Below are 25,412 nucleotides of genomic sequence, written 5' to 3' on the forward strand. Positions count from 1 at the left end.
TGCTGCCAGGGATTTTTTTTGCCTGGAGAAAGTGGCGAGTACCGAGTTTCGAGTAGCGAAAGGCAAAACACTTCTTTCCCCGGGCACAGCCCTTACCTCCTCTGCTACGCGGCTGATCGCTGGTTTCCCGGGTTTTGATCTTCGAAACTCGCGTCTCGAAACTCGTACCTGTCGTTTCGTCAGGCGTCAGGCGTTTCAGGCCCTTCGGGCGTCTCTGCCCCAAACCCGTCTACCTGGAGCCATTCCCCCAGTTTGTTCCAGGCGTCTTCGCAGCCGGTACCATTGGTGGCGGAGAAGAGTTGCAGGCTGAGCGGGGCAGGGTGATTTTTAAGCTGGCTCTTGACCTTGAGCAGGGTGCTCTTGGCGGCACCGAACTTCAGCTTGTCGGCCTTGGTCATGAGGATATGGATGGGCATGTTGGCCTGTGCAGACCACTCCAGCATCAGCAGATCGAATTCCTTGAGTGGATGGCGGATGTCCATCATCAAGACCAGGCCAATCAGGGCCTGGCGTTCGGCCAGATAGTGATCCAGATGCTGTTGCCATTCGTTGCGTTTGGTCTTGGCTACCTTGGCGTAGCCATAGCCGGGCAGATCCACCAGGCGGCGCTGTTCATCCAGCTCGAAGAAGTTGATCAGCTGGGTGCGGCCCGGTGTCTTGGAGGTGCGGGCCAGGGTGCGCTGGCTGGTCAGCCGGTTGATGGCACTGGATTTGCCAGCATTGGAACGACCGGCAAAAGCCACTTCGAGGCCCTCGTCCGGGGGGCACTGATCCAGCCGCTGGGCGCTTTGCAGGAAGCTGGCCTGATGCAGCAGGGTTTCCACGGGATGCTGAGCCATTGACGGGGTCCTCGGTATTTTCCTTACCATTCACATGGAATATGACGGCGCGGGTTAGTCTGGTATATAATCGCGACCGCCGGTCCCACTGGGGGGCCGCGGACGTTCTACAAGGGTTTGCCCGGAAAGGCAAACGACTTCGCCAGCGGTGACGCCAGCTTAGCAGAGGTAGCGTTTATGAAGGGTATGGTTGCAGGTATTGCATTGGCTTTGGTGATGGGCTCTGCCGCCCACGCAGCAACGGTTGAGGAACGTTACAACGCCAGTTGTACTTTCTGTCATTCCACCGGTGCCGCCGGTGCGCCAAAATCTCATGATGAAGCTGCCTGGAAGCCGCGCATGGAAAAAGGCATGGACACCATGGTGAAGCATGTCCGGGAAGGGTTTAATGCCATGCCGCCGAAAGGCATGTGCAACGACTGTAGCGACGACGAATACCGTGCTCTGATCGAGTACATGGCAAATAGCAAATAAGACGCTGTACAAAGGATAGGTCATGAAGTTTGTAAAACTGTTCGTGCTGATGGCGGTTGCCGCCGTCGCCACCCCGGCCATGGCTGCCGGTGACGCAGAAGCCGGTGAAGCCAAGGCCGCTCCCTGTGCTGCCTGTCACGGTCAAGGCGGTAATGCCACCATCCCCACGTACCCGAAACTGGCGGGTCAGGGTGAAGAGTATCTGGTCAAGCAGCTGCAGGACTTCAAGTCCGGCGCGCGCAACAACGCCATCATGGCTGGCCAGGTGGCCAACATGAGCGAGCAGGACATGCAGGACATCGCGGCTTACTATGCCAAGCAGTCCACTGAAGCGGGTCAGGCCAACCCTGATCTGGTTGAGCTGGGTGAGCGTTTGTACCGCGGTGGTGATATGGCCAACAACATCCCGGCCTGCTCCGGTTGTCACGGCCCTGCCGGTCAGGGCATGGACGCAGCCCAGTACCCGCACCTGGCTGGCCAGAATGCCCAGTACACCGAAGATCAGCTGAAAGCCTTCCGTGCTGCTGGTCGTGTTGATGAGCCGGGCATGATGCAGACTATTGCTGCAGAAATGAGCGATACCCAGATCAAGGCGGTGGCCAGCTTCATTTCCGGGCTGTCCAAATAAGTCTGATCGGTTACGGTTTGTAGAAAAGGCAGCCTTCGGGCTGCCTTTTTTATTACTATCATGAAAAGATAGTATCCCTTGCAGGGAGAAAAACGACTGGGTGGTGGTCACACCACCAGACACTAACAAGAAGGAGAGAATTCGATGCTTCGCATTGTGACGGCTTTGCTGCTGACCCTGGGACTGGCCACCACGGCCTGCGCTGAACAAGAACATTCCCGCTTTGCGCTGGATACCCACTACAAGATTCTGGATGTGCAGGGCTCTGTTGACGATCCTGGCAAGGTGGAAGTTCGGGAATTCTTTTCTTATGGCTGCCCGCACTGTTACTCGCTGGAGCCTGCGGTGACTGCCTGGCTGAAAGAGAAGCCGGAGTTCATCGACTATGTACGTACCCCGGTATTGTTCCTGCGTAATGCCGAGCCGCTGGCCCGCGCCTACTATGTGGAAGAAGCCCTGGGCAAAGTGGACGAGATCCACGCACCGCTGTTCGATGCTATCCACAAGCATCGTGAGCCGCTGTTCAGTGAGCCGGCACTGGCCAACTTCTTCCGCAAGTACGGGGTTGAGCCGGAGCAGTTCACCAAGCTGTACAGCTCTTTCGGTGTGTCCACCAAGATTCGTCAGGCTGATGCCCTGAGCCGCGATTACAAGATTCCGGGTGTTCCCAACTTTGTGGTGAACGGCAAATATCTGATTCTGCGCCAGAACCTGAAGAGCAACGAAGAGTTGTTCGAAGTGATCGAATATCTGGCCAGCAAGGAAAAGAGCAACGGCTAAACCATGCTGCTCGACAAGGCTCGCACTGCGTATCGTGACTGGAAAGCCCGCCCGGCGGGCTTTTCCTTTGCCCGGGAAGGGGTGAGGAAGACTCGCCAGACCCGTGAAGTGGTGTTGCCGGAAAATACCCTCAAGCTCCTCAGTTTCAATATTCAGGCCGGGATCGGCTCGCAGAAGTTTGGCGACTACATAACCGGTAGCTGGAAGCATCTGGTGGCGCACCCGCGCAGCGTGGAAAACATCGAGCAGATTGCCGAAGTGGTCAGCCATTTCGACGTGGTAGGGCTGCAAGAGGTAGATGGCGGCAGCCTGCGTTCGCGCAATATGAACCAGCTGGTGCGGTTGGCTTCACTGGGCGATTTTGCCTTCTGGCACCAGCAACTCAACCGTAACCTTGGCCGCCTTGGCCAGTTCAGCAATGGCTTTCTCAGCCGTTTGCACCCCTATGAAGTGACCGATCACCGCCTGCCGGGTCTGCCCGGGCGGGGCGCGATCGTGATCAAATACGGGCACCCGATTCAGCCGCTGGTAGTGGTGGTGGCGCATCTGGCATTGGGGGAGAAGATCCGCAATGCCCAGCTGGCCTATCTGCGCCGCCTGCTGCATGACTACAAGTATGTGGTGATGATGGGTGACTTCAATTGCCGTCTCGAACATCTGGAAGCGTCGCCGCTGGCGGATCTGGGGCTGAGCACGGTAGTGGCGGAAAACCTGAACACCTACCCAAGCTGGGCGCCGGACCGGCATATCGATCACATCCTGCTGTCGCCAGAACTGACCAGCCAGCACACTCGTGTGCTGGAAGACTGCCGCCTCTCGGATCACCTTCCTCTGGCCACCGAAATCATCGTCCCGGACGAGGTGATTGCGGCGACGCTGGAGCATCGCCTGCCGCTGATTAGTTGATGGATTATTAATAGCTGCGAGTTTCTTTGCGGTGACGGGCCGCGCACTCGGGCCGAGCCGTGAGCATTATTGCCAGAGCTGCCCTTGTCTTACTCGAGTGTTATGAATCAGAAGTTGTGCATAAAATTGAAATTAAAAATGTGCATTATGCGTATGGATACGCTCAAAGCCGCTACTACAAATATGTCAAAATCAGTGGGGCTCGTATTCGACGTCTCCTGAGGGGGTTATGGTGGGCTTAACAGAATTCGATGTGGCCAGGCTGACCGCTAGAGCTTTGCGCCATTTACCTCAAAATTCGCGGGCGAGTCACCAGACCCTGTTTCGGCCCTAGGCGAATTAGGGGCAAGAGAGGCAGGAGCGCAAGCGGCAAGATCATCTTGTCAGGCGTATCTATCTGCAGGCGATTACTGAAACAGCTAAGGGCTCGTCCAACCGAGTGACTTGCTTCCTAAGACTCTAACTATCAAATGGTTTGCTATGTCTCACATCTTGATTGCTGGTCTGGGTGATCTGGGTACGGCGCTGGCGGAAACATTGCTGGCTGAAGGCCATCGCGTCAGTGGCATTCGCCGTGGTGATGTCTGCCCGGCCGGCGTGGAGCTGTACAGCCAGGATCTCACCGATGGCGCGGCGATGCTGCCTCCGGATCAGGTGGATGTGGTGGTGATCATCATGACTCCTGCCGAATACAGTGAAGAGGCTTATCTGAAAGCCTATGTGCGCGCGCCGCTGACGCTGCTCGATGCGCTGGCGCAACAGCAGCCGTTGCCACCAGTGGTGTTCGTCTCCAGCAGTGCCGTGTTCGGTGAGCTCAGTGGCGCAGTGGATGAAGCGACCCCGCCAAAGCCGGAGCGTTACAACGGTAAGGTGCTACTGGCGGCGGAAGAGGAAATCAGTATTCGCGCCATGAGCACGGTGGTGCGCTTTACCGGCATCTATGGGCCGGGGCGTCATCGCCAAATCGACAAGGCTGCCCGGCTGGCTCGCGGCGAGGAAACCCTGCCGGCGGCCCAATGGACTAACCGCATCCACCGTGATGACTGTGTTGGCCTGTTGCACAGTGTGGTCAACGGTTGGCTGGCAGGCCGTGAGATGCCACCCTTGGTGGTGGGTACCGACAACGTGGGTGGCCGCAATCTGGACGTACTGCAGTGGTTGGCCGAGCAACAGGGCCTCACCCTCGAAGTGCCCGATGACGCCCCCGCTGGTAAACAGGTCAAGAGCCTCTACATCTCCCAAGGGCATTACACTCTTCAATATCCTGGCTATCAGGATGGCTACGCTCAGGTGCTCGCGGAAAAGGCAGATTGACCTGTGGGAGCGCATGCTCGCATGGCGATGGAGTGACGAGGTACGAGTTTCGAGTTGCGAAGATCAAACCCTAACCGTTAACTGCCTGCCGTGGGAGCTCTCTGTGCTCGTCAGGGTATGCCTGCAAGCGATTGGAGCCTTGTAAGGCGGGCAATCGCCAGCAGGCTGACACCCTCAACTGTAAAGTCGATTACCGTGTTTTGATCTTCGCAACTCGAAACTCGCAACTCGCTGGCCTCCCCCGAATCGAAAAGGTGTGCGGGCAGGGCGCTGGATTCATTCGGGCCCCATCCGCGCGTTGCAGCTTGTCACTGCCTTTAAAGCGCATTTTCGGCATTTTCACGCTAAAATCCCCCTCCTGTCGGAGAATGGCCGAAGAATTGGTTGTTTTTTCGCCGATAGGCTTGCCTCCGGCGCAGGCATTAGTAAAGTGTGCGCCTCAAATTTTGTCTGTGGCGGTGCCGGGTTAGCCTGATGCGCCGCAAATGCCCGTGGTGGGCGCAATGGAGTGAAGTGAATGAGCACACCGGTTGCCGTGGTAATGGGGTCCCAGTCCGATTGGGAAACCATGAAAGAAGCCTGTGACGCCCTGACCCAGTTTGGTGTTGGCTGGAAGGCCGAGGTGGTCTCTGCCCACCGTACCCCCCAGCGCATGTATGACTTCGCCAAAAGCGCCCACGAAAACGGCTACAAGGTGATCATCGCCGGTGCTGGCGGCGCCGCTCACCTGCCGGGCATGATTGCTGCCCTGACCCCGCTGCCGGTGCTCGGCGTGCCGGTGAAAAGCCGCACCCTGTCAGGCTGGGACAGCCTGCTGTCCATCGTGCAGATGCCCAAGGGCGTGGCCGTGGGCACCCTGGCCATCGGCGCGGCCGGCGCCTGGAACGCAGGCCTGCTGGCCTCGCAAATGCTGGCAGCCGAGAATCCCGAACTGCTCAACAAGATCGCGGACTGGAAAGCGTCCCGCGCTGACGAAGTGCTGGCCAACGCGGAGCTGGGCCAGGGCTAATGCCCGGCGAGGCTCCTTTTCTCTCCTGTCCCTGTGTGACCCTGACGGATCTGCTATGAATCGTGTACTCGTTCTTGGTGGTGGCCAGCTTGGCCTGATGATGGCGGAAGCCGCAGCGCGGTTGGGCCTGGTGGTGGATCGCTACGATCCGGAGCGAGCCCTGCTGCTGCCCGGCACATCGGATCTGGCTGTGCCGATCAGCTGGGAAGAGTGCCAGGAGCGTTATCCGGTGATCACCGTGGAGCGGGAAGCGTTCCCGGAAGAAGGCCTGTCTGCGGATCTGGCGAAAAGTGACCGCTGCGTGGCCCGCGGTGCCCTGCAGGTCATCCCCGATCGTTTCACCCAGAAGTCCATGCTCGACAAGCTGGGTATCCCTACCGCGCCCTGGGTGTTGCTGGACAAGGAAGAAGACCTGCCGGCGGCCGTGGAGCAGTTCGGCGGTGTCGTCGTGAAGGCTCGCTCAGGTGGCTACGATGGCCGTGGTACATGGATTGTGGGCGAGGGTGGCGACCTGTCCGCTGTGCCCGCCGCCGAGCTGGCAGGCAAGGCGATCATCGAGAAAAAGATCCCGTTCCGCCGTGAGTTGTCCATCGTCGGTGCGCGCAGCATCAGCGGTGAAACCCTGTTCTACCCGCTTACCCGCAACTGGCACGTGGATGGCATCCTGCGCCTGAGCCTGGCCCCGGCCAATGCCTGTGCCGATCTGCAGAAGCCGGCAGAGCAGATGCTCAAGGGCATCATGGAAGAGCTCGATTACGCTGGCGTCATGGCGGTGGAGTTCTTCGAGGTGGATGGCCAGCTGATGGTCAACGAGATCGCCCCGCGGGTGCACAACTCCGGTCACTGGACCCACGAAGGTGCTGACTGGTCCCAGTTCGATCTGCACGTTCATGCCCTCGCCGGTGTCCCGCTGCATGCCCTCAATGTTCATGGCCCTTCCGCCATGGTCAACCTGATCGGTACCCCGTTCGAAAACGCCTGGCTGCAACACCCTGGTGTGGTGCACTGGTATGGCAAAAGCGTGCGTCCGGGCCGCAAGGTGGGTCACGCCAATTTGGTAGCCGATACCCTGGAAGGTTTGCGCGAAGGGCTGGATGCCTGGGCAGATGTGCTGCCTGAAGGCTATCAGGCCGTGCTTGAGTCCGAGCTCAAGCTGGGCTGAATCCGCCGGTTTTGCTGGAGCCCAGCTTGGCTGGGAGAAAGAGCTGAGAAGCGAGTGACGAGTTTCGAGTTGCGAAAATCCAATATCGAAGGCCCGGATGTTTTGCCGCCTTTCGAAACTCGTGACTCAAAACTCGCCACGCTGACTTTCGCCCTGGCAAGCTGGACTTCTGCAAAAAGCTAAACCGCGCCCCTTCACATTCTTTCCCGGTGCAAATGGTCTAGACTTACCCTTTGAGTGTTTCCAGGATTTGTCGCCGTGTCGCTTGCCCTCTCTCTTACCCGCTATCGTCGCCTGATCATGCTCGTCATGATCATTGCGCTAGTGTTGATTGCGGTGGAAATGACCGGGCTGCGTGAGCAGCTGTCGGTGTCATTCCTGCGCGAGCAGCTTGAAGCCAACCCGATCACCGGTGTGGTCATCTTTGTGCTGGTGTTTGTTGTGGGCAATCTGATTCAGTTGCCGGGTTGGCTTTTTCTGGTGGCTGCCATTCTGGCATTGGGTACGGTCCTTGGCGGATTGGTTACCTATCTGGCAGCGGCAACCTCCTGTATCGTCACGTTTGCCTTGGTGCGCGGCTTGGGTGGCAATGCCCTGCGGGAAATCAATAATCCGTGGGCACAAAAAATTCTGGCTCGCCTGGATACTCATCCGGTGCAAAGTGTTGCCTTGCTGCGGGTCGTATTCCAAACCATGCCAGCACTGAACTATACCCTGGCGCTTAGTGGTGTCCCGCTGCGCCCCTACCTGATCGGCACCTTGATCGGCTTGCCGCTGCCGATCATGGTCTACTGCCTGTTCTTCGACCGGATTCTCATGCTGCTGCCGATCGGGTAGCAAGCCCTCGCGTTTCAGGGGCACCGTAGGAGCTCTCTGTGTTCGTCAGGGTATGCCTGCAGCGATCCGGCCTAAGCGAGGTAGGGATTCCAGAAGCGAGTTTCGAGTAACGAGTTTCGAAAATCCAAAACCGGCGGCCGAGCCCTAGGGTTGGGGTTTTGCCTTTCGCAACTCGTTACTCGTAACTTGAACCTTTTGCCTAACCAAGGCTCGGATCGCTTGCAGGCAAGCTCCTACAGCGGGATTCTGTTGAAAGCTCGAAGCTCGAAGCTCGAAGCTCGAAGCTCGAAGCTCGAAGCTCGAAGCTCGAAGCTCGAAGCTCGAAGCTCGAAGCTCGAAGCTCGAAGCTCGAAGCTCGAAGCTCGAAGCTCGAAGCTCGAAGCTCGAAGCTCGAAGCTCGAAGCTCGAAGCTCGAAGCTCGAAGCTCGAAGCTCGAAGCTCGAAGCTCGAAGCTCGAAGCTCGAAGCTCGAAGCTCGAAGCTCGAAGCTCGAAGCTCGAAGCTCGAAGCTCGAAGCTCGAAGCTCGAAGCTCGAAGCTGGCTTAATGCCTTAACAACGCACTCAACGAATCCACCACTTCCGCCCAGTCCGCATCTTCGCGAACAGACTCTGCCAGAAACTTTGCTTGAGATTCTGACCAGAACGGTGCCTGGTGCAGGTGCATGCTGTCGCTGAGGGTGCCAGCGTGTTGGTGAATAAACTCTTCGATGTCGGCGTCGCTGTTGTCCAGGCCAAGCTGGGCAAACAGGGTTTGGAGATCGTGGGTCGCGGTATCCATATCGCACTCCCTTGAATGTATTGCAGAAGGTTCTTCCGGTTACCTGAGTATGATCCTGCGCTTTTTCAACCCATCTGTCTCCCCTCCTTTGGGATGGGAAGCATGGCCGCCGGCGGCTAAAACAAAAACGCCCGCTGAGAAGCGGGCGTTGGTTGCCTGAAGCAGGCTGCGTGCTGCGGCGCTCAGGCAATGTCCATAATGCCGTCCATTTCCACGCCGGCGCCCTTGGGAAGCGCTGCCACACCAATGGCGGCGCGGGCCGGGTAGGGCTGGGTGAAGTGGCGGGCCATCACTTCGTTGACCAAGGCAAAGTGGCTCAGGTCGGTGAGAAAAATGTTCAGTTTGACGATGTCCTGCAGGGTACCGCCAGCGGCTTCACAAACGGCGGTCAGGTTGCTGAATACCTGCTCGATCTGTGCCTCCATGTCCCCCTCAACCATCTCCATGGTGGCCGGTACCAACGGAATCTGACCAGACAGATAAACGGTGGAGCCAGCCTTGATGGCTTGGGAATAAGTGCCAATGGCCTGCGGGGCCTTGTCGGTGCTGATAACGGAATGGTTGGACATGGTCGTTTCTTCATTTGTTGAGCTGTCGGCAACGTTATTTGGCCGGCAGGGTAATTAAAGGCCGTTATGCTTGCATGGTAGACGTTGGGACGCAACAAAGGGCGACCGGGTCTCGTGAATTTGGTGCGGACGTACAGATAAACCGTCTGTCGGAGGGCAAAGTGCGAACCTCTCCACGTTATCGGTGGTTGCTCGTTCCATGCCATTGAGGAGTTGCTAATGTTAATGGCGTGGATAACGGTAACAAGGAGGTAACCATGACCACGACGCTGAAGCCCTTTTCAGATGCCTACGCGACCCTGACAGTCGCATCCTATGAGCCCCTTTTTCTGCGCTGGATTTCTGGCGGTGCCTTGCTCAACCTCAGTGCCGTAATGGCGAATCGCATGTCAGCCACTGCTCACCTTTCAGAGCTGGGTGATATCTCGACGGTTGCGGCGTTAAGTCTAAGTAATAACTGGAACAGGCAAAAGTTGCCCAGCAGGCAAATGTTGTCAGCAGCCATTGATAAAGAATTGGCGAAAGAATCCATCGATCCTATGGATATAAGCAGTCTGAGCCCGCGTCGCCTCAAGCTGAAGGCGTTTCCTGATGCTGTACAGGTAGGCGATCGAATTCTCCTCAATGGCGTGGATCGGTTGCGTCCCATGAATCTCGATGTGCCCGGAAACGAAGGGGTAACAGACAGTAATAATCCCGGTTTGATCAGGCGCGCATTCAGAATGGTGCGTAAACCTGTTGGTAACAGCCGAAAAACACTGCAGCAACGAAAAACGCCTGCTGTTGTATTCAGTGGTATGGCTATTGGCGCGGATGATTCGCTGGATTTCCACCAGGCCAGGCTGGAAATTTTGAAAGGTTTTGACGGTGCAATCGGTCGCTGGCTGGAGGGCCGGAGTTCCCTGGATGAAGCCATAAAAAAGGATGTGCTTGGCAAGGCATTTGGCTTTTTCCCCGGGCGAGTGGAGGAAGCATTGTCACCAATCGGTATCGCTCATTATTACCGCCAGCTATTTTTCAATACGGAAGAAGGGTTTGGGCCAATTGAAGAGTCGTTCACGGTGGCGCCGGCGGAAACTCTGGAAGTTATCACCGAAACGGTTCGTCGTCAGTCATTCGAGGAAATCAATGAAGTCGGCCTGGTGACTGAATCCGAACAAGCCCGTGAGCAGCGTAATCTGGATGAGGTGTCTGATCGCACTGCGACGATGGTGAGAAACAGCTCTGAAGTGGCGATTTCGGCGAACTTCAGTGGTCAGGTCGGGGTGTACCAGTTTGGCGCAGATGTATCGACGAACTTTAATAGTTCGCGGGAGCGAAATACAGAACGAACCAAGAAACGTCTCAAGGAAACAACCTTTCGAGCTTCGGAGAGAATCCGAAAATCCGTTTCGGTTCGTACCCGTTCCTTTGAAGAAACCACAACAACGAATTCATCACGACGCTTGATACAGAATAACGGTGATACACCGGTTAATTACGGATTGAGACGGGTGTTGAGAAAGGTAAGGGTCAAGGTTCAGGATCTCGGGCCAAGGATGGTCTGGCAGTTATATGTCCGTAACCCAGGTGCAGGGTTGGCAAGAAGCAAATTTGTTCATTTTCGGGAAGGACAGGATATTTCCATTCCGGATGTGCCGCCGGGCACACCTCCCAAACCGGAAGGCGGGCAGGAAACCGGTACCACATCTGCAACGCTGGAGTGGAGTGATTCCCGTGGAACCTGGTATGTGCCGATTGGTGTAGTTGTTCCTTCAGGAAGAAGCATTGATTCGGTTGCGATCGACAGCATTACGGATCTTGAAAGCGGTGGTAAGGAAGATCATGCGCCTTCCCCCCGTAATGATATCAGCTGGCATGAAGGGGAGGATCCGGATAGCGGCTTGTTTGTTGTGGCGGTCGGCGTTTCACCTGGTGACAGTCATAACGTCAATGTGAGTTATACCTACTCTTGGTCACCATCCAGTCAGGCGATATTGGAGTGGGAGGCAACGAAGGAGCAGTTAAGAGAAGAAATTCGGGAAGAGTCGTTACAGAAAAAGTTCGAACGGGAAAGGACCCTGATCACGGAGAGAAGCAAAATCCCCAAGCGCCCGGCAGCCGATCTGCGCCAGGAGGAGCGCTATGAAATCATGAACCGGATGGTTTCGCATCTTTTTGCCAATCCGGCCAACCCGTCAGAACCAACGCCGACAGAACTAGAGTATTTTCACCGCTATTTTGATCTCAACGGTATTTTTCTCTACATGCACCCTTCCTGGTGGCGGCCACGTTACGCCGCTTCCGCAACAGGGCTGGAGCGGCCACCCTATGAAATTACTGCTGAGAGTGACCCTGCCCCACTGGGCAGCTCTTTGAAATGGGCGATCCAGCTGGACGGCGACAATCGACGTAACGAATTTCTCAACAGCCCCTGGGTGAGAGTCTGCGTTCCGATCAACCCAGGTAACGAACGGGATGCGATTCAGTGGCTGGCAGAGCATATCGAAGGTGACAGGGGGTATGACATCGAGAGTGGCCCGCTTAAGGCGGTGCTGGAGTCCATTGAGTCACGTCGCAATGACGAGGAGAGTGTGCCGGATGGGCCGGACTATGCTGTTGTTAGCGGCACACCGGGTGCCCCTGATGAAGCGGCGACGCCGCAAGACATCTACCCCATCGTTGATGAATTTGATGTCACTGTGCCGACGGCAGGTTTTGTTTACGACAAGTTGATTCTCAACAAGGAGTAGGGAGTGCGTTATGGCTCAGCAAATCATTGCTGGGCCCATCGTGCGCGCTACATCCGAAAACGCACTGTGGGTCTGGCTGGCCACAAAAGAACCGCTGGATAATCCCCGCTGCCTGGTTTATCCCCATGAGAGGTCACAAAGGGGGCGCTGGCGCCGTCTCTCAACCCCGCTGGCGCTTTGGTCCGGCTACCACCATGTGCAGGCGGGACAGAATCTGCATGTTTACCTTATTGCCGCATCGGCAGCGGTTGTTGCGGATGCAACAGAAAGTCCCATACCGCATACGCTGTCGCCATCGATTGCCTTGCCCACGGACAAGCCGCTGGGCTATGACATTCGTTGGCAGGGCGGCGGCGATGGTACAAAGGGGCTCTCTGACCTTGATGGCTATGGTGACTTGCTGCTGAGCCATTTTGATATGCCCACGGTGCTGGTGGGTGATAGCCGCGCCGGGCGTTTTCGTGCGCTTTATGGCAGTTGCCGAAAGGCCCATGGCCATGGCCGCGACGGTATGTTGGCTGCCGAGCAGCAGCTTAACCTCCAGGGTGGAGATGTGCGTAATCGCCCCACTGCGTTGTTGCTGGGGGGGGATCAGATTTATGCCGATGATGTGCCGGATACCATGATTCGGCTTATCCAGGCGTTGGCCGGTCAGTTGGTGGCCAATAATGAACAGCTACCGGGTATCAGCAACCCTGCTTCGCTGGCCATTGGTGAACGGCAGAGCGTCACCAAGGATGTGGCCGACCTTACCAGTGGCCATGCTGCAAACCATCTGTTGACCTTCGGGGAGTTTGTAGCCACCTATGTGCTGGCGTGGAATCCGAATCTTTGGCAGGGGTTGAACGGCGGACTTTCGATGCCTTCGGTATCGCAGGTCCTGAGACAATTGCATGAACCTCCCTCCTCGCAAGACGAGATACTCTCGCGCATGGAAGAAATCGGCCGTGAGCGGCAGCGGGTGGAAGCGTTCAAGCATACCGCCCGGTCTGCCCGGCGTGCCTTGGCCAATATTCCCACCTACATGATTTTTGATGACCATGAAGTAACGGACGACTGGAATCTTAATCGTACCTGGGAAAGCAAGGTGAGGCGGAACGCCACAGGAAAGCGGATCCTGTCCAACGGGTTGGCCGCCTACTGGCTGTTTCAGGCATGGGGGAACGAGCCTGACCGATTTTCTGAACGTACGATGAGGGAGGCAATTCCCCGCTACCTGCGGGGTAACGGTAATGCCCTGGAGCAAAGTTACCTTAACTTTCATGACTGGGCTTTCCGCACACCGGGTAACCCTTCGGTGGTGTTTGCCAATCTGCGCACCCGTCGAGGCCATACCCGAAATGATCAGCGCATCGCCAGGGGCGAGCCGGGTGATGCACGCTGGGAGCGTCGGGATGTGTCTGATGCGCCAAGGTTGATGAACCGGCCTGAACGTAACCTTTTTCGCTCATTGCTCGGCCAGTCACAGTCCGCGGGCAATAATTTGCCTGTCATTGTGGTGGTGCCGACGCCGGCTTATGGCCTGGGGTCACTGGAATGGGTGCAGGATGTAGGGGTAGACCAGATCGGCGAATTGCGTCGCTGGCTGGAACAGCAAATCCGCCAGCTTTCGCCTCTGGTGCAGGCGCTGGATGAAATGACGCTGCCGTTCGAATGGATGCGCCAATGGCTACAGCAAATGCAGCGCTGGCTGGCGCGCTTGCGGGCCATGGCCAGTGCGCTGTCCAGCATGGCGGGCTTGATGACACAGCGGTTGCGGGACGAGGCGCGGCGTCTGGCCGTGTATCGTGCCGTGCACCGTTACATTGAGCAGCTGGAGCAGTGGCGAGTCCAGTTGAGTCGGGATGTGGGCGAAATGCTCGAGGACGCCTCCAACATCGCCACGCTTGTGGCACTGGTCAATGATCAGCTTGCCGCGCAGTGGCAAGCTGCCATTGATGCGGTGCAGGCCTGGCTGGGCACCACCTTCCAGTTGGCATTGCAGCAAGTGGATGAGCTGGCCTTGATTCGTGCGGCGGCGGTGGATAATGAATCCTTTCATGCGGACCCAAACAGTCATCTGGATTTGTTGCAGTCCCTGGCGGCTACGGGGGCCAGTCGAGCCGTTTTGTTGGCTGGGGATGTGCACTATGGTTTTTCGGTAGCGTCGTCGGTGAGTGTCGGCGGGCGGCGTTTGCGTATTGCCCAGTTTACCAGCAGCGCCTCACGCAACGAGACCAGAGGCACGTTGGGGCAGTTGCTTGAGCTGTTGCAGCGAAACGTTGGCGGGTTGGGAGGACCCCATGAGTTACGCTGGTGGCGGAATGGGGCAACGTCTTACCTGGCAGCAGCCGGACAGACACTGCCCAATAATATGGGGGGGGCACACATTACCGAGCGGTACGCGCTGATGAACCGCAGGGGGTCGGCATCCTCGGTGCAGCAGGCGATAGTCAATGCCGTCGCCCCGAACCTGATCGAGCCCAGCAGCAATATGGGATTGCTGGAAGTCACTGGAAGCCGTATCGAAAACCGTTTGTTGGTGCCGACGGCGCAGGGTGGGGTGCGAGTGTCCTTTGCTACTCGTTGGCCAGGGTGGCCAGTCTAGATGACCTTCTCAGGCGGGGTTTGCTCAATAGGGGGAGGGCCAATCCCCCGCGCTGCCGGCTAGAGAATAGGCGGTTTTTTAAAGCCGGTGAATCCGCACAATGCTGTCCAGGGTACGCAGCTTCTTGATGATGCGGGCCAGATGGATACGGTCTTTTACCGTCATGGTCACGTTCAGGATGGTGAGAGTGGGGTCTTTCTCGGCCATGTCGATGGTGTCGATGTTGGAGCCCAGCTCGGACACACTGTTGGCGAGAATCGCCAGCACGCCACGCTTGTTGATCAGCTCGATACGCAGAGCGGCGGTGTATTCCTGCTCCACATCCTTGTCCCAGCTGAGCGCGATACATTTTTCCGGCGCATTGCGCATTTCAGCCAGCAGGTTTTTACAGGTGTCACGGTGCACCATGATGCCCCGGCCGGCGCTGAGGTGGCCGATGATGGTGTCGCCGGGCAGCGCATAGCAGCACTTGGCATAACTCACCATCAGGCCTTCACTGCCGCGGATGGCCAGCGGTTTGCGATCGTCTTCATGGCGCTCGTCGTCATCCCGGGCACCGGCCAGTTTGCGTGCTACCAACGGGGCCAGTCGGTTGCCGATGCCGATGTCTTCCAGCAAGTCATCCAGTTCGAAGTAGCCGTTACCGGCCAGTTCACTGACCACTCGCTCGATGGGCAGGTCGTCCAGGCCCATGTCGTAGCTGTGCAGGGCTTTTTCCAGCAGGCGCTGGCCCAGCTCCACCGCATCTTCGCGCTGCTGATGCTTGAGGAAGTGACGAATGTTGGTGCGCGCCTTGCCGGTGACCACGAAGTTGAGCCAGGCCGGATTGGGGGTGGCGTTGGGGGCGGTAATGATCTTCACCGTCTGCCCGGATTCCAGCGGCGTGGACAGGGCGGCCAGCTTGCCGTCGATACGGGCGGCCACGCACTTGTTGCCCACCTTGGTGTGTACCGCGTAGGCAAAATCCACTGCCGTGGCACCGCCGGGCAATTCCTTGATGTCCCCCTTGGGCGTAAACACATAGGCCTCGTCGGGGAACAGATCCACCTTCACGTTCTCGATAAACTCCATGGAGTTACCGGTCTTCTGCTGCAGTTCCAGCAGGCGCTGCATCCAGCTCTGGGTGCGGCTGTGGGTGGGGGTGCCCGGCTCGCCATCGGCCTTGTACAGCCAGTGAGCGGCGATGCCGTTGTTGGCCATGGCTTCCATTTCCTCGGTGCGGATCTGCATTTCCAGGGGAATGCCGGAGCGCGCCTTGAGGGTGGTGTGCAGGCTCTGGTAGCCGTTGGCCTTGGGAATGGCGATGTAATCCTTGAAGCGGCCGGGGATCGGAGTGAAATAGTTGTGGGTTGCTCCCAGTACCCGGTAGCAGGTGTCTACCCGGTCCACAATGATGCGGAAACCAAACACGTCCATGATATCGGCGAACGGTTTGTGCTGTTCCTTCATCTTGTTATAGATGCTGTAAAGGTGCTTCTCACGCCCCAGTACCCGCGCCTCGATGCCTTCTTCTTCCAGGCAGTGTTCCAGGCTGGTCTTGATGGTAGTGAGGATTTCCTTGCGGTTGCCGCGAGCCTTTTTTACCGCCTGGCCAATCAGCTTGGCGCGCATGGGGTAGATGGCGTGGAAGGCCAGGTCTTCGTATTCCACCCGCATGTTGTACATGCCCAGCCGGAAAGCGATGGGGGCGTACAGTTCCAGGGTTTCGGTGGCGATACGACGGCGCTTTTCCGCGCGCATTACATGCAGGGTGCGCATGTTGTGCAGGCGATCTGCCAGCTTGATGAGGATGACGCGGATGTCCCGGGTCATGGCCAGCATCATCTTGCGCAGGTTTTCCGCCTGCTGCTCGGCCTTGGATTCGAACTTGATCTGGGCAATCTTGGAGACGCCATCCACCAGCTCAGCCACTTCCTCGCTGAACTCTTCGGCAAGCTGTTCCTTGCTGATACTGGTGTCCTCGATCACGTCATGGAGCATGGCCGCCATCAGGGAGGCGTGATCCATGTGCATGTCGGTGAGGATATTGGCGACCGCCAGCGGGTGGGTGATGTAAGGATCGCCGGTACGGCGGTACTGGCCTTCATGTGCCTTCTCGGCAAAATGGTAAGCGCGTACGACCTGGTCGATCTGCTCGTCGTCCAGGTAACTGCGTAGCCGTTTTTCCAGATTATGAATCGTGGGCAAAAGTCCTCGTCACGCCCTTGGCGGGTTAGCTAGTGAGATTCACTCTTAGCTTAAATTTGAGGGCGGGCTTTGTCTATGACAAGGAGGCAGGTTGTGCCTATCGGCACACCAGGGGGAAAGCTATGGGAATGTCAGGCGGAAATACCCGGGGGTATCTCCGCCAAACCGGCAGGAATTACTCGCCGAAAGACTGGGTCAGCAGGGCCAGCTCGTCCACGTCGGCGTTGCGGTCAGCCAGGGGGCTGTCGACGGAATCGGCGGTCACGTGACCTTCAGCGATTTCACGCAGGGCCACTACGGTGGGCTTGTCGTTTTCCCAGGCCACACGCGGCTCCTTGCCACCCGTCTGCAATTGACGGGCGCGCTTGCCTGCCACCAGTACCAGCTCGAAGCGGTTATCCAGTTGTTCCAGGCAATCTTCAACGGTTACACGTGCCATGCTGTTCTCCTACAGGCGGGTGCCACCAGAGGGCAACACCAACAAAAATTCGCAAGGCGGGGATTTTAATGGGCAAAAGCTGATCAGTCCAGTGCCGGCGGGCCACAGGCTTCGCAGGAGCCCATGCTTGCATGGCGATCCGATCGACAGCGAGGCTGTGGGAGTCTGCCTGCAGACGATGGTGCGGTTGGATATGCCCTATCGCGTGCAGGCACGCTCCCACATACAAACCAGAGCCGCCGCCTTTTGTAGGAGCCCCTCTCGAGGGGCGAACACCACGGCCCGAAATCACAAGAGCCTTCGTCCCTCAAGAGGAACTCCTACAGCAGGCGATCCTTACCGCCTGCTGGCCAGCAGATTCTCCAGCACCGGCTCCAGCCGCACGCTCTGGCGACTCGTGTCCAGGCGACGAGCCTCGACGATGGCTTCCAGCTCGTACAAGGCGCGGTTGAAGTCATCATTAACGATCAGAAAATCGAACTCACCATAGTGGCTCATTTCTTCCTGGGCACCATCCAGACGACGCTGAATCACTGCTTCGTCATCGGTTTCCCGCCCTCGCAAACGCTCGGCCAGTACTTCCAGAGAGGGCGGCAGAATAAAGATGCTGACGGCGTCAGGCAGTTGCTTGCGGATCTGGGTGGCACCCTGCCAGTCGATCTCAAGCACTACATCCTCGCCACCGTTCAGGGTCTGTTTCACCCAGTCGGCGCTGGTGCCGTAAAGGTTGCCGAACACCTCGGCATGCTCCAGAAAACGGCCCTGCTCCACCTGACGCACAAAGGCATCCCGGTCAGTGAAGTGATAGTTCACGCCATCCTGTTCGCCGGGGCGGATGGGGCGGGTGGTATGGGACACAGAAGGGCGCAACCGGGCCAGTTTGTCGACCAGCGCGGCCACCAGGCTGGTTTTGCCGGCACCAGAAGGGGCGGAAACAATATAGAGCGTGCCTTTGTCGGCCATAACGAGCAGTGTCCTGTGATCCCGGGTAAAGGCCGCATTATAGGGAGAAGGTCGCGGCCCGTCATTTATCGACAGTCGGGGAATGGAAATGCGGGTGCTGGCGACGCCATGTGGTCATTAAGGAATTATTCAGAGGCTCCTTAACGCTCCAGTGCCACCGGCTTGCCCATGAAGCGCGCCAGGCGGACCAGGTCCACATACATGGCGTCGTCACCAGCGTGATTCATCAAAGACAGGCACTCCCCGTTATTCAGGTTCAGCTGGATCTGGCTGTTGGGATAGGTGCGCTCACCGGTAGCGAGTATCTGATTCAACTGCAGTGATTCCACGTCTCGGAACGGCAGGGTGCGGTCACCCAGATCAATCACCTGTTCGCGGCGATCAATCCGCACGTCGTGGCCGGTGTTGAACAGCAAATACAAACCCACGATGGCAAAGGGGATGGATACCATCAGACTGTTGCTCAGCGTGTTCCAGGGAAGCTCGAAGAACGAGGTGTTGGTGTGAAGCAAGGTATCGGCCAGGGTAAACAGGTCAAACAGCAGCCCGCCCTGGGGAGCGAGCAGGAAAGCCAGGCCCATGGCGGTCAGCGTGCGGCTGCGCACAATGCCAAGTTGGTGGGCGTTGCGGGGCTTTAACCGTACAGTAATGAAATTACTGGCCGATCCGTGAGGAGCAAGCTGGCCGCGACGCGCGCCCGGATCCACCCGCAGGTCGGATATCTCATGCGGCGGCCGTTGTAACCAGTCCTGTTCCTCTTTGCTTAGCCGGCCCGGTTTTCCCAGCACAGCCATGGCAGCAGTCAGGGCAAAAATGACCAGCATGAAACCATTGCCGAACCAGGTGCGGTAGAGCGGCCGGAAAAAATGTTGTGACTGTGCTTGAAGGCCCTGGAGCAGTTTTGCCTGCCCGTCCCGGACCTTGCCCAGATGCGCAATCAGCCAGCGATCATGATCTGACAGTACTGCTTTGGCCTCGGTAGCATCAATGCGTGCCTGGAGTTCAGCCACGGACGCTTGTTGCTTGGCGATGTTCTCAAGCAGGCCCGCATACAGGCGTTGATGGGTGTCCCAGGTGGTCTTGAGTTGATGACCAATCTTGCTGATGCCGATCAGCAGAAAGACGCCAATCAGGAGAACGAAAATGCCTTTTTTCATGATGCATCCGAGCTGGTGGAAATAAGGAATATGCAAAAAGCAGTACTGCGGCGGGCTTATGTTACTGCCGGGCAGGCAGGATGGAAGGGGAAGAAAGCAAAAAAGCCCGCCAATGACGGGCTGAAATACCGGGATAACAACGGTTCAGGCAGAACCTTGAGAGGTGTCGGTTACGGCACCAGCAGGGGTTGGCCGTACACCAGCTTGTTGGTCATGCGGGTGATGAGATCGGCGCGCTTCCCCTTGAGGCGGCGGCGCGCTTCGATCTGCGACGGAATCCAGCGCAGGTGCACTGGCACCAGCTTCATTACGTTGCGGATCAGCTTGATGTCGAAATCAAACTTGGCCTGGACCTCTGGCGTGACCGCCGGCATGCCGAAGGGCGCACGCAGTGATTCCGGTAGCAGCACGGCAGTGTGAATGCGGTGGCGATTGAGCAACGGCATCAGCCAGCTACGCATGGTGAACAGGTAGTCCACCAGCTCACGGCCGACCTTGCCCACGGCAAGCAAATCGGAATCCACCACGTCATTGAACCAGGCCACATAGGCGTCCCAGTTTTCCGGCATGGCGTCTTCCGGGATGCCGAACAGGAAGGCAAACAGTTTGGACTCTTCGTAATACTGTTCGCGTTCGGCCTGACTCACTTCCCCATAGAACAGCTCATGTACCCGCAGGGCGATAATCCACAGGGTGGCATGGACCCACAGCAGGGCTTCTACCTGATTGGCGAAGTACTCGGATTTTTTCTTGGTGCGCCCGGTGGACTCGGACACTTGGCCGGTAATTTTCGCGTGGATGTTGTGCACCCGCACCGCGGATTCCAGCACCTGATCCAGATTGCCAAATACCATGGAGTGTACATTCAGGAAGGTGCGCTGCAGACGGCCCATGGGATCGGTCTGGGTCTGGGAATGCTGGTCGATGGCCTGGGAGACCCACGGGTGCGCCAGCTGTAACAGGTTGGCGGCGCCGGCACCGAACATCACCGAGATATTGCCATGGACCTTCCAGGCCATGGAGCCGGGACCGTACAGGCCCACATTCGGATCCAACACCCGGCGCGTCATGACCTCCAGCTGTTGGTGCAGGGCCTCCTTGGTGACGGCCTGGTTCAGGGTTTGGCTACTTTCATAATTGTTGTTGGTTTGAGTCTGCATGAGCTGTCCTCCTTTATTGGGGTCAGCCTAGAGAGGTGGGGTTGGCGGACTTTTGATGCAGATCAATTTCTTTGTCTCAGGGCGAGCATTGGAAACAAATTTCGACTTCGTGGCGACGTGAATAGCCAGTGCAAGTAAACAGGCAAAGGCGCAATATGGCGGCATCCTCTTCTCAGCGAGTGTTCAGCCTGTATGAGCGAAAGCCCGATCAGCGCCAGCGTGGATTATCAGCGCGATGGTATTCAGCACGGTTTTCTCAAACTGCCCCATTCCCATGACGGTTCCGCCTGGGGCCATGTAATGACGCCCATCACCGTGGTGCGTAACGGTGAGGGCCCTACCGTGCTGCTCACCGGTGGCAATCATGGCGACGAATATGAAGGCATCACTGCCTTGCTGAAGCTGGCCAGCCGTGTGCAGCCGGAGCAGATATCCGGCCGGGTGATTATCGTGCCCATGCTCAACCACCCGGCGGTGTTGAATGGCACGCGCACCTCACCGCTAGATGGCGGCAACCTGAATCGCTGCTTCCCCGGCAACCCGGCCGGTACCCTCACCGAAAAACTGGCGGACTATCTCACCCGTTACCTGGTGCCGATCAGTGATGTGGTGCTGGATATCCATTCCGGCGGCAAGACCCTCGATCTGCTGCCTTTCGCGGCTACCCACCGCATGGACGACAAGGAATTTGAAGCCCGCTGCCTGGCCGGCGCCGCGGCCTTTGGTGCGCCGTACACCTTATTTATGGCGGAGCTGGAAGGGGATGTGTTGTTCGACAGCGCGGTGGAAGGGCAGGGCAAAGTCTTTATCAGCACCGAACTGCGCGGCGGCGGCACCACCACGCCAGAGACTATCGCCATTGCCGAGCGTGGAATCGACAACGTGCTGCGTTATGCCGGCGTGTTGGGCGGCGAAGTGGAAACCCTGCCATCACAGGCGCTGGAAATTCCTGATGGCGACGCCTACCGGGTCAGCGAGCATGCCGGGATCCTGGAGTTCACCGTGGCACTGGGGGATTGGGTAAAGGAAGGGGAAGTCATCGCGCGAATCCATGACATGCATCGCACCGGCACCACCCCACAGGAATACCGCGCCCCCTACGACGCCCTGCTAATCGGTCGCCGCCATCCTGCCCTGGTTAATATAGGTGACACATTCGCGGTGCTGGCGGTGCCACGCTAGCCTCTGCTGTTGAACCTGTGGGAGTTTGCCTGCAAACGATTTTGCGATTGGAGATGCCTTATCGCTATCGCTTGCAGGCATAACCTGACGAGCACGGAGAGCTCCCACAGGTGTGTAGAGGGGGTGTTGTGGGAGCGGTCGTTCGACCGCGATGCCAAGGCTGGATCAAAATCCATCGCGGTGGAACCACCGCTCCCACAAGGTTCTGATCGAGATTAATTCTGTGGAGCCAGCCTGCTGGCGATCCGAGCCTGAGCGAGATAATGATTCCAGAAGCGAGTCACGAGTTTCGAAAGGCACAGACATAGCGCCTTTGCGGTCTAAAGATTTTCGAAACTCGCTCCTCGCAACTCGAAACTGTTTCTCTTACGCCTCAATCTCGATCAACACCTCACCCGGCGTCACCCGATCGCCTTTCTCCACGTACACCGCTTTCACGGTGCCGGCGATGTTGGCCTGGATCTCGTTTTCCATCTTCATGGCTTCGGTCACCATCACACCCTGGCCGGCTTTCACCACGTCGCCTTCTTTCACCAATACCTCCACCACATTGCCGGGCATGGCCGTGGTCACATGGCCCGGATCGGTGGCCCGGCGACGCTTGCTGCCACCGCCTTCGGCGGCGTATTCGTTGAGCGGTTCGAACACGGTCTCTTCCGGCATGCCATCGAGAGACAGGTACAGCTTGCGCTTGCCGCTACCGGCTTCACCGACACCGGTGATGGCCACTTCATAGGTTTCGCCATGCACATCGATGATGAACTCGGTGGGCGTGCCTTCGCTGCCCTTCTGCTTGCCGGGGACCGGCTCGGGCAGCAGGGCTTCCGGCTTCAGGGTGCCGTCGGCACGCTGCTGCAGGAACTCACGGCCCAGCTCCGGGAACATGGCAAAGGTCAGTACGTCTTCCTCGTTACCGGCCAGCTCGCCGATCTCGCTACGCAGCTTGCTCAGTTCCGGTGACAGCAGATCCGCAGGACGACCTTCCATGGGACTCTCGTTGCCGATGGCCTTCTTCTGCACGTCCGGATTTACCGGCGCCGGCGCCTGGCCGTAGCCACCCTGGAAGTAACGCTTCACTTCATTGGTGATGGTCTTGTAACGCTCACCGGAGAGCACGTTATACACCGCCTGGGTGCCGACGATCTGCGAAGAGGGTGTTACCAGCGGCGGGTAACCCAGGTCGGCACGCACACGGGGAATCTCGTCGAACACCTCGCGGATGCGGTCCAGCGCGTTCTGCTCTTTCAGCTGGTTAGCCAGGTTGGACATCATGCCGCCCGGTACCTGGTTGATCTGAACGGACACGTCTTCGCGAGTAAATTCGCTTTCGAACTGGTGGTACTTCTTGCGCACCTCGTGGAAGTAATCGGCGATTTCGGACAGCAAAGTCAGGTCCAGGCCCGTGTCATGCCCGGTGCCCGCCAGCGCTGCCACCATGGCTTCCGTGGCCGGGTGGCTGGTGCCGCTGGCGAAGGCGGAGATGGCGGTGTCAATCCGATCCACGCCGGCTTCGATGGCCTTCATCTGACACAGCGGCGCGAGACCGGCAGTAGAGTGGCTGTGCAGCACCAGCGGCAGATCCACGGCTTCCTTCAGCGCCTTCACCAGGTCGTAGGTGGCGTAGGGAGTCAGCAGGCCGGCCATATCCTTGATGGCGATGGAGTGCGCGCCCATGTCACGCAGCTGCTTGGCCATGGTCACGAACAGCTCCGGGGTGTGCACCGGGCTGGTGGTATAGCACAGGGTGCCCTGGGCATGCTTGCCGGATTTGTTCACCGCCTTCATGGCGGTTTCCAGGTTGCGCACATCGTTCAGGGCGTCGAACACCCGGAACACGTCCATGCCGTTGTCGGCAGATTTCTGTACGAACGCTTCCACCACATCGTCGGCGTAATGGCGATAGCCCAGCAGGTTCTGGCCGCGCAGCAGCATCTGCAGGCGGGTGTTGGGCAGCGCTTCGCGCAGCTTGCGCAGACGCTCCCACGGATCTTCCTTGAGGAAGCGCACGCAGGCATCAAAGGTGGCGCCGCCCCAGGCTTCCAGTGACCAGTAGCCGACCTTATCCAGCTTCTCGCAGATAGGCAGCATGTCTTCGGTGCGCATGCGGGTAGCGATCAGCGACTGGTGGGCGTCGCGCAGGATCACATCGGTAATTTCCACTTTCTTGGCGTTGCTGTTGCTCATGATCAATTCCTGTTTTCGGCGACGGATTACCAGCCGGCGTGGGCGGCCAGGGCGGTGGCGATGGCAAGCGCCATTTCCGTGGGATGTTTCTTCTCCGAGTACTGCAGCAGTTCCGGATGCTCGGGCACAAAGCTGGTGTTGAAATCCGCGGCGCGGAAATCCGGGTGCTGGAGAATCTGCTTGTAGTAGCTGGCAGTGGTGCGGATGCCGTGCAGGCGCATGTCATCCAGGGCGCGTTCACCGCGGGCGATCACGTCTTCCCACTGCAATGCCCACACCACCAGCTTCAGGCACATGGAATCGTAGTAGGGCGGAATCTCGTAACCGGTATAGATGGCAGTATCCACCCGCACCCCCGGGCCGCCCGGCGCGTAGTAATGACTCACCCGGCCAAAGCTGGGCAGGAAGTCGTTCTTCGGATCTTCCGCATTGATACGGAACTGCAGGGCGAAGCCGCGATAGCTGATGTCCTGCTGGCGATAGCTCAGCGGCAGGCCGGCGGCCACGCGCAGCTGCTCGCGGACAATATCCACCCCGGTGATTTGCTCGGTGATGGTGTGCTCCACCTGCACCCGGGTGTTCATTTCCATGAAGTAGACTTCGTTGCCGGTGAGCAGGAATTCCACCGTGCCGGCATTCTCGTAGCCCACCGCCTCGGCGGCAGTCACCGCCAGACCGCCAATATAGTTACGCTGCTCAGGGGTGAGCTGCGGGCTGGGGGCAATCTCGATCAGCTTCTGGTTACGACGCTGGATGGAGCAGTCGCGCTCGTACAGGTGAATCACATTGCCCTGGCTGTCGGCGAGAATCTGCACCTCGATATGGCGCGGATTGACGATGCACTTTTCCAGGAACACTTCCGCACTGCCGAAGGCCTTGGTGGCCTCACTGATCACCCGCGGGTACTGGGTGCGCAACTCGTCGGCGCTGTCGCAGCGCCGGATGCCGCGGCCGCCACCACCGGAGGTGGCTTTCAGCATCACCGGGTAGCCAATCTCGCCGGCCAGCGCCAGCGCATCGTCCAGATCCTTCAGGTTGCCTTCCGAGCCCGGCGTCACCGGCACCCCGGCGGCGCGCATGCTGTCGCGGGCCTGGGTCTTGTCGCCCATCTTGTGGATGACCTCGGATTTCGGGCCGATAAAGCGCACACCCTGTTCTTCACACAGGCGGGCGAACTCGGCGTTCTCCGACAGGAACCCGTACCCCGGATGAATTGCATCGCAGCCCACCTGCTTGGCCAGGCTGACAATCTTCTGCGGGTCCAGATACCCGGCAATGGGGTCGTCGCCCAGGGAATAGGCCTCGTCCGCGCGCTTCACGTGCAGGCCATAGCGGTCGGGCTCGGTGTAGATCGCCACCGAGCGGATACCCATCTCGGCACAGGCGCGAATGATCCGCACCGCGATCTCGCCCCGGTTGGCAATCAGGACTTTCTTTAGCATGTAAAGCTCCTCCATCGAGGGTCTGGAGGCTATTCCGGTCAATCCATAAGTAGAAATTAGAATCTGGTTAGGTGAATATAAGG

21 protein-coding genes are annotated in these 25,412 nt (G+C 58.2%); 11 read left to right on the forward strand and 10 right to left on the reverse strand.

All coding sequences use genetic code 11. From position 1 onward, the window contains the following. Window positions 1–179: 179 nt before the first annotated feature. Window positions 180–839, reverse strand: coding sequence for a ribosome biogenesis GTP-binding protein YihA/YsxC (gene yihA / locus Y5S_RS09845; protein WP_035232640.1), 660 nt, complete (start codon window positions 837–839; stop codon window positions 180–182). A gap of 177 nt (window positions 840–1,016) precedes the next feature. Between yihA and Y5S_RS09850 the strand changes: the two genes are divergently transcribed. From Y5S_RS09850 to Y5S_RS09885, 8 genes are all read left to right on the forward strand, one after another. Beyond that, window positions 1,017–1,313, forward strand: a complete 297-nt coding sequence (locus Y5S_RS09850) for a c-type cytochrome (protein ID WP_035232642.1) — start codon at window positions 1,017–1,019, stop codon at window positions 1,311–1,313. A 22-nt stretch (window positions 1,314–1,335) separates the two neighbouring features. Continuing rightward, window positions 1,336–1,941, forward strand: coding sequence for a c-type cytochrome (locus tag Y5S_RS09855; RefSeq protein ID WP_035232644.1), 606 nt, complete (start codon window positions 1,336–1,338; stop codon window positions 1,939–1,941). A 144-nt stretch (window positions 1,942–2,085) separates the two neighbouring features. After that, window positions 2,086–2,721, forward strand: a complete 636-nt coding sequence (locus Y5S_RS09860) for a thiol:disulfide interchange protein DsbA/DsbL (RefSeq protein WP_035232646.1) — start codon at window positions 2,086–2,088, stop codon at window positions 2,719–2,721. A gap of 3 nt (window positions 2,722–2,724) precedes the next feature. Beyond that, window positions 2,725–3,627, forward strand: a complete 903-nt coding sequence (locus Y5S_RS09865; protein ID WP_035232647.1) for an endonuclease/exonuclease/phosphatase family protein — start codon at window positions 2,725–2,727, stop codon at window positions 3,625–3,627. Between the two features lie 480 nt (window positions 3,628–4,107). Next, window positions 4,108–4,941, forward strand: a complete 834-nt coding sequence (locus Y5S_RS09870) for an NAD-dependent epimerase/dehydratase family protein (RefSeq protein ID WP_035232650.1) — start codon at window positions 4,108–4,110, stop codon at window positions 4,939–4,941. Between the two features lie 517 nt (window positions 4,942–5,458). Then, on the forward strand, window positions 5,459–5,950 hold the full coding sequence (gene purE / locus Y5S_RS09875) for a 5-(carboxyamino)imidazole ribonucleotide mutase (RefSeq protein ID WP_035232652.1): 492 nt from the start codon (window positions 5,459–5,461) through the stop codon (window positions 5,948–5,950). 55 nt (window positions 5,951–6,005) lie between these two features. Continuing rightward, window positions 6,006–7,112, forward strand: coding sequence for a 5-(carboxyamino)imidazole ribonucleotide synthase (locus Y5S_RS09880; RefSeq protein ID WP_035232655.1), 1,107 nt, complete (start codon window positions 6,006–6,008; stop codon window positions 7,110–7,112). Between the two features lie 258 nt (window positions 7,113–7,370). Next, the gene (locus Y5S_RS09885; RefSeq protein WP_035232657.1) at window positions 7,371–7,949 is read left to right on the forward strand and encodes a TVP38/TMEM64 family protein; all 579 of its coding nucleotides are present in this window, start codon (window positions 7,371–7,373) and stop codon (window positions 7,947–7,949) included. Between the two features lie 541 nt (window positions 7,950–8,490). Here the strand turns inward: Y5S_RS09885 and Y5S_RS09890 are convergent. Both Y5S_RS09890 and Y5S_RS09895 read right to left on the reverse strand, forming a co-directional pair. Beyond that, window positions 8,491–8,727, reverse strand: a complete 237-nt coding sequence (locus tag Y5S_RS09890) for a DUF2789 domain-containing protein (protein ID WP_035232659.1) — start codon at window positions 8,725–8,727, stop codon at window positions 8,491–8,493. Window positions 8,728–8,909: 182 nt separating this feature from the next. Then, entirely contained in the window at window positions 8,910–9,296 is a 387-nt protein-coding gene (locus Y5S_RS09895) for a RidA family protein (protein ID WP_035232661.1), read from the reverse strand. A 257-nt stretch (window positions 9,297–9,553) separates the two neighbouring features. On the opposite strand from Y5S_RS09895, the gene Y5S_RS09900 reads away from it, so the two are divergent. Both Y5S_RS09900 and Y5S_RS09905 read left to right on the forward strand, forming a co-directional pair. Further along, window positions 9,554–12,028 (forward strand): hypothetical protein, encoded by a 2,475-nt coding sequence (locus tag Y5S_RS09900; RefSeq protein ID WP_035232663.1) that lies wholly within the window; start codon window positions 9,554–9,556, stop codon window positions 12,026–12,028. A gap of 10 nt (window positions 12,029–12,038) precedes the next feature. After that, complete coding sequence (locus Y5S_RS09905) at window positions 12,039–14,615, forward strand: metallophosphoesterase family protein (protein ID WP_035232665.1); 2,577 nt, start codon at window positions 12,039–12,041, stop codon at window positions 14,613–14,615. Window positions 14,616–14,693: 78 nt separating this feature from the next. On the opposite strand, the gene Y5S_RS09910 is transcribed toward Y5S_RS09905, so the two are convergent. The 5 genes from Y5S_RS09910 to Y5S_RS09930 all read right to left on the reverse strand — a co-directional run bounded on the left by Y5S_RS09910 (window position 14,694) and on the right by Y5S_RS09930 (window position 20,521). Next, complete coding sequence (locus tag Y5S_RS09910; protein ID WP_035232667.1) at window positions 14,694–16,802, reverse strand: RelA/SpoT family protein; 2,109 nt, start codon at window positions 16,800–16,802, stop codon at window positions 14,694–14,696. Between the two features lie 175 nt (window positions 16,803–16,977). Next, the gene (gene rpoZ, locus Y5S_RS09915) at window positions 16,978–17,241 is read right to left on the reverse strand and encodes a DNA-directed RNA polymerase subunit omega (RefSeq protein ID WP_035232669.1); all 264 of its coding nucleotides are present in this window, start codon (window positions 17,239–17,241) and stop codon (window positions 16,978–16,980) included. A 336-nt stretch (window positions 17,242–17,577) separates the two neighbouring features. Further along, entirely contained in the window at window positions 17,578–18,204 is a 627-nt protein-coding gene (gene gmk, locus Y5S_RS09920) for a guanylate kinase (RefSeq protein ID WP_035232671.1), read from the reverse strand. Window positions 18,205–18,344: 140 nt separating this feature from the next. Continuing rightward, window positions 18,345–19,361: a hypothetical protein gene (locus Y5S_RS09925; RefSeq protein ID WP_035232674.1), complete on the reverse strand. Its 1,017-nt coding sequence runs from the start codon at window positions 19,359–19,361 to the stop codon at window positions 18,345–18,347. Between the two features lie 170 nt (window positions 19,362–19,531). Continuing rightward, window positions 19,532–20,521 carry an oxygenase MpaB family protein gene (locus Y5S_RS09930; protein ID WP_052041513.1) on the reverse strand — a complete coding sequence of 330 codons (990 nt, stop codon included), beginning with the start codon at window positions 20,519–20,521 and terminating at the stop codon, window positions 19,532–19,534. A 192-nt stretch (window positions 20,522–20,713) separates the two neighbouring features. Between Y5S_RS09930 and doeB the strand changes: the two genes are divergently transcribed. Next, the gene (gene doeB, locus Y5S_RS09935) at window positions 20,714–21,703 is read left to right on the forward strand and encodes a N(2)-acetyl-L-2,4-diaminobutanoate deacetylase DoeB (protein WP_035232676.1); all 990 of its coding nucleotides are present in this window, start codon (window positions 20,714–20,716) and stop codon (window positions 21,701–21,703) included. Between the two features lie 366 nt (window positions 21,704–22,069). Here doeB and oadA read toward each other — a convergent pair whose 3' ends face one another. Both oadA and Y5S_RS09945 read right to left on the reverse strand, forming a co-directional pair. Further along, window positions 22,070–23,887 (reverse strand): sodium-extruding oxaloacetate decarboxylase subunit alpha, encoded by a 1,818-nt coding sequence (gene oadA, locus Y5S_RS09940; RefSeq protein ID WP_035232678.1) that lies wholly within the window; start codon window positions 23,885–23,887, stop codon window positions 22,070–22,072. Window positions 23,888–23,913: 26 nt separating this feature from the next. Beyond that, on the reverse strand, window positions 23,914–25,329 hold the full coding sequence (locus Y5S_RS09945) for an acetyl-CoA carboxylase biotin carboxylase subunit (RefSeq protein ID WP_035232680.1): 1,416 nt from the start codon (window positions 25,327–25,329) through the stop codon (window positions 23,914–23,916). Window positions 25,330–25,412 lie beyond the last annotated feature (83 nt).

Origin of the sequence: Alcanivorax nanhaiticus (assembly GCF_000756665.1) — a bacterium.
Lineage (GTDB): Bacteria > Pseudomonadota > Gammaproteobacteria > Pseudomonadales > Alcanivoracaceae > Alcanivorax > Alcanivorax nanhaiticus.